This is a genomic window from Dellaglioa sp. CoH-56-MRSF-14, assembly GCF_056782115.1.
On the sequence record NZ_JBXAYB010000115.1, the window covers coordinates 1 to 261 of the forward strand.

Sequence of the window (261 nt, forward strand, 5' to 3'; positions counted from 1 at the left end):
ATCAGTTTCCGTATGGAACTGAAGCTCTAGGCTCAAGTTCGTTTCGGTATTACCGGCCCATAGCTGCGCGCTCATGGCCTGAACCGCAAGACGCACACCAACCGCAGCTGCGGCTGTATCGAGTGCCTTAGTTGGTGACAAAGACTTCGGCGGATGCTGTTCGTATGCAACACCCGAGTCCATAGAAAAGGTCTCGGGCAGGGGTGCGGACACCGAGATTGGGTCCGTCGCGCTCTCACGCTGTATGAGTACTGTATATGG

General features: G+C 55.6%; 1 protein-coding gene. It reads right to left on the reverse strand.

What is annotated here, in order from left to right; genetic code table 11:
* The coding region (locus AC1RPX_RS08010; RefSeq protein ID WP_481763369.1) for a hypothetical protein at positions 1-183 on the reverse strand (183 nt) is incomplete at its 3' end.
* Between the last annotated feature and the right edge of the window lie 78 nt (positions 184-261).